The sequence below is a fragment of the Streptomyces sp. NPDC054863 genome, assembly GCF_053610825.1.
Window position 1 is genome coordinate 1 of the sequence record NZ_JBSGZD010000315.1, and the last position, 8938, is coordinate 8938.

At 69.2% G+C, this 8938-nt stretch carries 7 protein-coding genes; 4 read left to right on the top strand and 3 right to left on the bottom strand.

Going from position 1 to position 8938, the window contains the following annotated elements; all coding sequences use genetic code 11:
- The first annotated feature begins 42 nt into the window (after positions 1-42).
- The gene (locus ACWGIG_RS33415; protein WP_453325444.1) at positions 43-864 is read left to right on the top strand and encodes an NAD-dependent epimerase/dehydratase family protein; all 822 of its coding nucleotides are present in this window, start codon (positions 43-45) and stop codon (positions 862-864) included.
- A 25-nt stretch (positions 865-889) separates the two neighbouring features.
- Here the strand turns inward: ACWGIG_RS33415 and ACWGIG_RS33420 are convergent, their stop codons facing one another.
- On the bottom strand, positions 890-2218 hold the full coding sequence (locus ACWGIG_RS33420) for a cytochrome P450 (RefSeq protein ID WP_453325445.1): 1329 nt from the start codon (positions 2216-2218) through the stop codon (positions 890-892).
- A gap of 15 nt (positions 2219-2233) precedes the next feature.
- Positions 2234-3259, bottom strand: coding sequence for a terpene synthase family protein (locus ACWGIG_RS33425; protein ID WP_453325446.1), 1026 nt, complete (start codon positions 3257-3259; stop codon positions 2234-2236).
- A gap of 784 nt (positions 3260-4043) precedes the next feature.
- Here ACWGIG_RS33425 and ACWGIG_RS33430 point away from each other — a divergent pair.
- Together ACWGIG_RS33430 and ACWGIG_RS33435 are read left to right on the top strand one after the other, a co-directional pair.
- Positions 4044-4805, top strand: a complete 762-nt coding sequence (locus ACWGIG_RS33430; RefSeq protein WP_453325447.1) for a hypothetical protein — start codon at positions 4044-4046, stop codon at positions 4803-4805.
- Positions 4806-5062: 257 nt separating this feature from the next.
- Positions 5063-5821, top strand: coding sequence for a hypothetical protein (locus ACWGIG_RS33435; RefSeq protein WP_453325448.1), 759 nt, complete (start codon positions 5063-5065; stop codon positions 5819-5821).
- Here ACWGIG_RS33435 and ACWGIG_RS33440 read toward each other — a convergent pair.
- The gene (locus ACWGIG_RS33440; protein WP_453325449.1) at positions 5818-6282 is read right to left on the bottom strand and encodes a nitroreductase family deazaflavin-dependent oxidoreductase; all 465 of its coding nucleotides are present in this window, start codon (positions 6280-6282) and stop codon (positions 5818-5820) included. The genes ACWGIG_RS33435 and ACWGIG_RS33440 overlap by 4 nt on opposite strands.
- Positions 6283-6598: 316 nt before the next feature.
- Between ACWGIG_RS33440 and ACWGIG_RS33445 the strand changes: the two genes are divergently transcribed.
- On the top strand, positions 6599-8926 hold the full coding sequence (locus ACWGIG_RS33445) for a collagenase (RefSeq protein ID WP_453325450.1): 2328 nt from the start codon (positions 6599-6601) through the stop codon (positions 8924-8926).
- The last annotated feature ends 12 nt before the right edge of the window (positions 8927-8938 follow it).

The window sequence follows — 8938 nt, forward strand, 5'->3', positions numbered from 1 at the left end:
ACGTAGAGAAACTTGTCGGTACGTAGAGAAAAGAGAACACCGATGGCAGACCAGCGCGTCCTGATCACCGGATCAGCGGGGATAGTCGGCGGCCTGATGCGCTCGCGGCTCCGCCGTGACGGCCGGATCCTGCGCCTGCTGGACCTCTCCGACCAGCCGGCCGCGGAGGCGGGCGAAACAGTCGAGCTGGTCTCCGCCTCGGTCACCGACCCGGCCGCGATGGCCGAGGCGTGCGCCGGTGTCGACGCGGTGATCCACCTCGGCGGACACAGCCGCGAGACGTCGTGGGAAGAGATCCTCGACGTCAACGTCCACGGCACCAGGACGGTCCTGGAAGCCTGCCGCGCGGCCGGTGTCCCGCGCGTCATCCTGGCTTCCAGCAACCACGCCGTCGGTTTCCGGCGGAACGACGAAGCCGGCGAGACGGGCCTGGCCGCCGACTCCACCGCCCGCCCCGACACCTTCTACGGCGTGAGCAAGGCGGCCATCGAAGCGCTCGGAAGCCTTTACCACTCGCGATTCGGCATGGACGTCATCGTCGTCCGCATCGGCTCCTGTTTCCCGAGCCCGGTCGGCCTCGGACCGCGCGGCCTGGTCACCTGGCTCTCCCCCGGCGACGCCGCGCGCCTCTTCGAAGCCTGTCTGGCCACCCCGTCGCCCGGCTACCGCCTGATCTGGGGCGTATCCGACAACACGCGCCGCATCTACTCCCTCGCCGAAGCGGAGGCCCTGGGCTACGCGTCCCAGGACGACGCCGAGACGTTCGCGGACCAGATCAACGCCCCCGCCCCCATCGGCCCCGCCGGGGAGTACGTCGGCGGCCCCTTCGTCACGGCCGCCCTGGGCGAGCCCAACCCCCTCTGACAACACGGCCAATTGGTCACGGTGCTCAGGCGGCGCCGTACCGGACCTGAACCGAGTGCGGGGTGGTGAGGTTGACGCCGTGTGAGCGTGGCTGCAGTTCCACGTCCGTTCCGGAGAGGCCGAAGCCGTCGAGCCGGAGCGCTTCGGCCAGGGTGAGCCTCATCTCCAGCTCGGTCAGTTGGGCTCCGAGGCAACGGTGGGTGCCGATGCCGAAGGGCAGGTAGCGCAGGGCGTCGGCGGGCCTGGCGAGGAACCGCTCCGGCCGGAACCGGGTGGGGTCGGGGTAGGTCTGCTCGTGGTGGTGGGCGAGGTGGATCGCGACGATGATCTCCGTGCCTTCGGGAAAGTGGTAGCCCTCCTCGGTGAAGGGCGCCGTCACCCGACGCGCGGCGCTGGTCGGGGTGACCGTCGGGAGGCGGAGCGATTCCCTGCAGACGGCCGACAAGTAGGGCAGTTTCGCGATCTCCAGCGCGGGGGCGTCGCCGGGCAGCGTGCGCAGCTCCGCCGTCAGCCTCGCGGCGACGTCGGGCCGGTGGTGCATCCAGTAGAGGGCCATCGACATGCCGTTGCCGGCGGTGGTGGTGCCGCCGGTGAGCACGCTGACGATCTGGTCGCGGACGTCGTGGTCGGGAAGCCGGCCGGGGACGGTCAGCAGCGCGGAGAGCAGCGAACCGTCGGCGTGACGGATTCCGGCTGCACGGGCCCGGTTTCCGGCTGCACGGGCGCGGGTGATTTCTGCAGCCAGCAGACGATCCAGTTCGTCGCGGGCCCTGTGGTAGTCGGCGCCCAGCGACGCCCGCTGCCGGGGGTCGGCCGTGCGGGCGTCGTGCAGGGCGTTGAGCACGGCGGTCAGTGACTCCTCCATCGCCTGCCCGGTGTCGGGGGCGAGGGCGGGGAAGATCAGGGCGTTCATGACACGTGCGGTGATCCTGAGCGTCATCCGCGACAGCGGCTGGGAGGGGAGCCCGCGCAGCTCGCTCAGACCCTCGGTGATCAACCGGTGGACCGTACCGGCCTGTTGCTGCAACGACGTGCCGACGAACGGCGGTGTAGCGGCCTTCCGGATCCGTCGATGCTCCGCCCCGCACAGTTTCAGCATGCTGCGGGGGCCGATGAGGTGGTTGTACCTGGTGGTGCCGAGCCCGGGCAGCTCTTGGTCGTGTCGCAGCAGGATGCTGCGGAAGTGGCGAGGGTCGGAGAGGAACACCCTGGGCGGCAGGCCCGGCCGGTGAAGTGTGAACAGGTCCCCGTGGACGGCGCGGATCTCCTCCAGCATCGACGGCTGCTGTTCCAGCCGCCACAGCTCGTCGGGGGTGAGGGTGACCCCAGGAGGCAGAGGTGCGGTGAGAGGCATGGCGGAGGGTGTCCTTCATCGTGTGGGCGTCGTCCGGTCGGCCGTGCCGGGCGCGGGCGACAGCGGTGCGGCGGCGGTGTGGCCGTAGCGGGCGCTGTCCTGCAGGGACCAGGCGACGGTGCCGGCCATCCAGTCCTGGCAGCCGTCGATCCACCCCGACATCTGCGGTCCTGCGGTACGGCGGACCGCGGAGGCGAGGTCGGCGAACTTGGCGATCTCGGCGTGCGTCCGGGCGACCGCGAGGTCGACGGCGTCCTGCCAGGACCGGTCAGGATCGGCGTCCTTGAGGACGGTGACGAGGCTGCGGGTCGACGGCTCGTGCACCTCCGCGGGGGAACTGAGCACATCGTTCGACCAGGCCACGACGTTGCCGGCGTAGTGCTCCAGCAGGCGCGTCCGCGGCGCGTGGAACTCCTCGGGGGTGATCGGCCCGGCGTTGGCCAGATCCACGACGGCGAACGGCGGTTTGAGGCCGGCCGAGTACTGCCGGTAGGCCACGTAGGACCGGGGGTCGACTCCTTTGGTGCACAGCTGGTCGAACACCTGCAAGCCCAGCGAGAGGAACCACAGTCTCATCGCGTTGGCCCATCGCTGGTAGTTCTCTTCCGCCGGCGCCAACGTCCGCAACCGATGGCAGAGGTCGAGCCAGGCCGTCCCACCGTGCAGCGACTCGTCGCCGGTGGTGTCCAGGTCGACCGCGTCCAGCATCGCTGTCAGTCGGCGGACCATGTCCGCGGCCTGCTCGCCGCTCTCCACCCGGTCGGCGGTGACGTCGTCGAAGAGGAAGAACCAGAGCATGAAGTCGGCGGCCCACTGGGCGAACACCCGGTCGGCGCGGGGGAAGCAGCGGCCTGCCAACCAGGCGAACCGGTAGCCGGCGTAGCGTTCGCGTTCCACGTCGTCCCGCAACAGCCCGTACCTCTCGGACCAGTCGACGAGGGCCAGATGCGTCGCTTGTACGTCGGGGTGGAGGCCGACCGTCCAGGGCAGCCGCAACTCGGGCAGGACAACCTGGTCGAAACCGGTGAGATCGTGTCGCATGCTGCCCCCTCGGGCATGTCATGAACAAGTCCATGAGCATCGCGCCCGCCCAGGGCGTGCGCGGCGGCGCGGCGTGCATCGCCCCGCACAGATCTGGAACGCCTGCTTCCCGAGGATGGCACGCGAGCCGGTTCGGCGCGTTGACGGAGCGGCTGGAGTGGAGCGCGGACCTTCGGGGGCCGGAGAGAGGAATGTGCCGGGGCACGGGCCGTACGCGGTTCTTCCCGCGGTGGGCACAGCTGGCGATGATGAGTAGACCTCGGGCATGTCTTTGGGGGAGCTCATGGCTGGACGAATCGCGTGGCGCAGGTGCTGGGGAGTGCTGGTTCCGGGAGTGCTCGCCACGACCCTGGTACTCACGGGCTGCGGTAGCGGCGGAGGCGGCGGGAACATGCCGCCGCCGCGGGCGAGCGGGGGCTCGGACGGCGGCGAATGGAGTTCGGGACCGGGTTCCGGCGGACCTACCTGGGACCCCTCCGAAGACGACGGGTACGGCGACGGCGGGAGCGATGGCGGGCACGGCGGCACCAACGGCGGGAATGACGGCAGCGGCGGGAATGGTGGTGGGAACGGCGCGAATGGAGGTGGAAACGGCGGCAACGACCGTGGGAACAGCGGCAATGGAGGCGGGAACGGCGGCAACGACGGTGGCAATGGAGGTGGAAACGGTGGCAACGGCCGCGGGAACGGCGGCAATGGCGGCGGGAATGGCCGGGGCAACGGCGGGAACGACGGCGGCGGCGACCGGAATGCCGAGCTCGACTGGTTGCCCTGGGGCCCCCAAGTGCCCAATACCGACACCCTGATCGACCGCCCGGCCGACGTCTACGACCAGTTGCAGGATCTCCGGTGCTCCGATGCGCGCAAGACCGTCAGCCGGCACAGCGACGGCAGCAAGCAGTGGAACCTCGTCTCAGGTCTGGTGTCCGCGTGCCTGGCGGCGCAAGGGGACACCACGCTGTGGGCAGAGGCGGGACGTCTGTACGACTCGCTCGGTGGACCTGGGTTCGTACAGGGCAAATGCCGCGAGACGGCGGCGTACCGGACGCTGAATCAGGCGATCGGCCGGAACCGGCAGAACCCACGGGCGAAGGTCACGTTGCGCCCGGTCCGCGGCGGCACCACCGCATGCCGTCCGAGCATCACGGAGGTGGACCCGGGGCCCGGATCCACGTTGTCGCCCGACGACTTCTTCCGCGTACACGGCACCTGGCCCCATAAGATCACCGGCGCGGTCCTGAAGATCGACGGAAACACGGTGCTGGGGCTGGCACCGACGTACAGCGAGTGCTGCCACGACGCCGGGGTCGGATTCAGACTGCCGGAGGCTTTCGAAGGGGCCGGACCGGTGGATCTGACCCTGACCTACCAGGGTGGCACGCTGACCAAACCTGGCGTGTTCAGGATCAAAGGGACGACGAAATCGACCTCGCAGCCGCCCCCGGAACCACCAGTTCCGAACCCCTCCACGCCTTCGCCGAAACCCTCCCTCTCCCCTCCTCCGTCCGCGTCCCCGCTGCCGCCGTCCCCCTCTGAATCGTCGTGACGGGCCCCGATCCGGAACCGTCCCCGCCCCCCGGTCCCGGGCCTCGCCCCGCACCCGAACCGGCCCCGAATCCCGCCCCCGAGCCGGACCCTGGCCCCGATCCCCTCCCGAGCCCGGGCCCGGACCCCGATCCCGATCCCGCCCCACGCCCCGCGCCGCCCGGCGACCCCGATCCCCGACCGTCGGACCCGGTCCCCCGGGCCGGTCTCACCGAACTCGTCGGGACCATCGGTTCGCTCGTCTCCCTCTTCACCGCCGTGCTCTTCTACTTCGGCTGGTCGAGCACCGATGCCGAGGCCAAGGCCCTCGGGCTGCGGGACACGGTGTTCCACTTCTCCACCCGTGACTATCTGCTCCGCAGCGTCGATGCCCTCTATCTGCCCGTGCTGCTCGGTACGGCTGCCGCGTTCGCCGCGCTCACCGTGCACCGCCGCATACAGCGAGAACCGGGCGCGCTCGCACGGCCGTTGCGGTGGATGCGGCACGCCTGGACGCTGCCGGTTCTCCCGCTCGCGCTCAGGTCCCTCCACCCCGCGCTCTTCGAGTTGCTGGTGGCACTCCTGACGATCATCGGGTTCCTGCTGACCGGCTACGCCCGCACCCGCGACGGCCGTGACCCGCGCATGTGGGCCCTGTGCCTGCTGGTCACCGTCCTCGCGCTGTTCTGGGCGGTGTACTCCTACGCGGGGATCGTCGGCCGGGGCCGGGCGGCGCTGACCGCGCGGACCGTGGAGACGCAGTTCCCCGCTGTCGCCGTGTTCAGCAGCAACGACCTGCTCATCCACGGACGCGGCAGTTGCCGTTTCACGATCGCCGACAAGGCGAGCGCCTTCCGCTACCGGTACGCGGGGCTGCGGCTCTTCCACGTGTCCGGCGACCGGATCTTCCTGGTCTCCCGGGGGTGGAGTCCTACGGGAGGCACGATGTTCGTCGTGCAGGAGAACGAGAAGCTGCGGGTCGAGTACGTCAGTGGGGAGCGAGCACGCTCCGCGGAGTGCCCCGGCACTCCCCCCTAGTCCCGCGCTTTCACGAAGTACGGCACGGGCTCCAGCACGAAGACGGGGATCACGCGGTCGGTCTTCTCCTGGTAATCGGCGTACGGCGGATACGCGGCGACCGCGCGCTCCCACCACTCGGCCCTCTCGTCCCCGGTGATCTCACGGGCCGTCATGTCCTGGCGTACGGAACCGTCCTGGAGCTCCACGTGCGGGCCGGACTTGACGTTGAAGTACCAGACCGGGTGACGCGGGAAGCCGCCGTTCGAGGCCACGGCCGCGTACCGCCCCTCGTGCTCCACGCGCATCAGCGGGATCTTGCGGATCTTGCCGCTCCTCGCGCCGCGCGTGGTGAGAATGACGACGGGCAGGCCCGTGTCCCAGAGCGTCGCCCCTTGCCTGCCGCCCGAACTCTCGTACAACTCGGCCTGTTCGCGCACCCACTGCACCGGATGCGGCTCGTACTCGCCCTCAAGCGGCATCGCATTCACCCCGTCGTCGTGTCGTGAAGTGTGGTACCCGACGGGCGGTCAGGTAACCGAAAGGTACAGCACGCCAACTCCTGTACGACGTGGGCAAACAGCCATGAACAGGGGCATGTGGGCGCACTCAACTCGTCTGTCGGTGTGGGTGGTTGACGGGAAGCCGGAGTGGGTCTCCGGGACATTTCTGCTGCGCCGGCAGATGAATCTGGCCGAAAGCCTTCCTGAACAATGCGACATGTGAAATTTTACACGTCATGTGTTAGCTGCCCGTGCGCCCCAGCACGTGGCCACACCGGCCCGGAGGCCCCCACAGATGCATCCCTTCCGCATATCGAAGACCCGCGCACGAAGACTTCCCGCGCTCGGCGCAGCCGTCTTCATCACGCTCGGACTGTTCACGCCGCCGAGCCAGGCCGCCCCCGTCGGCGCCGTGGACCCGGCCGGTGCGAACGCAAGCAGGACCGCGGCCTCGGCACCGCGGTCGATCCCGGTTCCCAAGTCGCCCGACGCGACGAACAAGAACGCCCGCTTCCGGATCTCCTCGCAGGACAGTGCCAAGGAGTCCGCCCCGAAGCCCGCCCCCGTGGTCGAGCCCGGCAGGCGGTCCTCGGCCGCCGCCGCGGAGGCATGTCCCGACCTCTCCGGGGTGATCAACGCCACGGGCAGCACGCTGGTCCAGCAGCTCAAGGCCCTTCCCCACATCACCTGTACCTACCCGCTGTTCAACCTCACCGGGGAGAACGCGCGAAAGGCCTTCCGCGAGCCCCAGATGGTGACCGTCGCCAACGCACTGCGCGACGCCTCCGCCTCGTACTCGGGCAGCAACAGCGCCTCCATCGGGCAGCTGGTGCTGTTCCTGCGCGCCGGTTACTACGTGCAGGACAACCACGCGGACTTCGTGGGCGACTACGGCACGGCGCTGAACGGTGCGGCGCTCGGCGCACTGGACGCCTTCTTCGCCTCCCCGCGCAGCAAGGACGTCACCGACGCCAACGGCGAAATCCTGAACGAGGTCGTCACGCTCATCGACAGCACCCACGCGGCAGGTCGGTACGCCGGCGTCGTGAAGTGGATGCTCGGCAGCTACGACGGCACGTGGACCGGCCAGATGAACCTCTCCATGCAGCACGTCGAGTGGGTCGTCGAGAACGGCTTCAAGGCCAAGAACGACGACCGCGGCTGGCGCGCCGCCCTCAAGGCCGACCCCGCCATCCTCAACACCTGGGCCGGTTTCATCACGCGCAACGGCGCGCAGCTGAACCGCTTGGACGTGGTCAGCAACGTCGGCCGCTTCCTCGGTTACGCCCTGGACGTCCCCGAGCTCAAGGACCGGGTCCGGCCGCTGTTGAAGGACCTGATCAACCGGTACCCGAACGTCGGCCCCACCGCTCCGATCACCATGAACCTGGGCTGGACCACACGCCAGTACGACAGGGGCAACTGCGCGGCCTACGCCATCTGCGACCTCGCCGACCGCGTGCTCCCGGCCGTCCTGCCGATCCAGCACACCTGCACCCCGGGCCTGAAGATCCGCGCCCAGGACATGTCTCCCGGCCAACTGGCCGCCACCTGCACCAGCCTGGTCAACCAGGACGCCTACTTCCACCGGATCATCGGCGACAAGGGCGCGATCCCCGGTGACGTGAACACCAACCTCGAAGTCGTCGTCTTCGACGAATACACCCAGTACTCGCTGTACGCCTGGGCCATCTACAACATCGACGTCGACAACGGCGGCATGTACGAGGAGGGCAACCCGGCCGCCCCCGGCAACCAGGCGCGTTTCATCGCCCACGAAGCGCAGTGGCTGCGCCCGGACTTCCAGATCTGGAACCTCAACCACGAGTACACCCATTACCTCGACGGCCGGTACAACATGTCCGGCGACTTCGAGGCGGGCATGACCACGCCGACCATCTGGTGGGTCGAGGGCATCGCCGAGAACATCGCGTTCGGCTACCGGGGCGAGCGCAACGCCGACGCGATCGCCGAGGCAGCCAAGAAGACGTACCGGCTCAGCGAGCTGTTCGACACCGTCTACGACCAGAGCGAGAACCCCGAGGCCAACTCCCACCGGGTCTACCGCTGGGGCTTCCTCGCGGTCCGCTACATGCTTCAGGCGCACCCCGCCGACATCGGGACCGTACTCACCAAGTACCGCGCCGGTGACTGGACCGGCGCCCGCACCTTCCTGAAGCAGACCATCGGCACCCGCTACGACGCCGACTTCACGACCTGGCTGACGACCGCCTGTGCGACCAGCGACTGCGGCCCGCTGCCGGACGCCACGGACACTCCCACCACCGTCCCGCTCTGCACCCTCAGCGACCCCCGTCAATTCGACAAGAACTGCCGCCGTGACAACCTCGCCGCCACCACCGGCAACTACAGTCACCACTTCGTGAACCTGCCGGCCGGGGTCAAGCAACTGACCCTCACCAGCAGCGGCGGCTCCGGCAACGCCGACCTGTACTACGGGGGCGGCAACTGGGCCACCACCAGCAGCTACCAGGCGAAGTCCACCAACGCGGGCAACAGCGAGACCCTGACGATCGACAACCCGCCGTCCGGCTGGGTCTACTTCAGCCTCGCCGGCGCGCAGGGCTTCAGCGGCGTGAGCGTCTCGACGCAGTCCAAGTAGACCGTTCCGCCG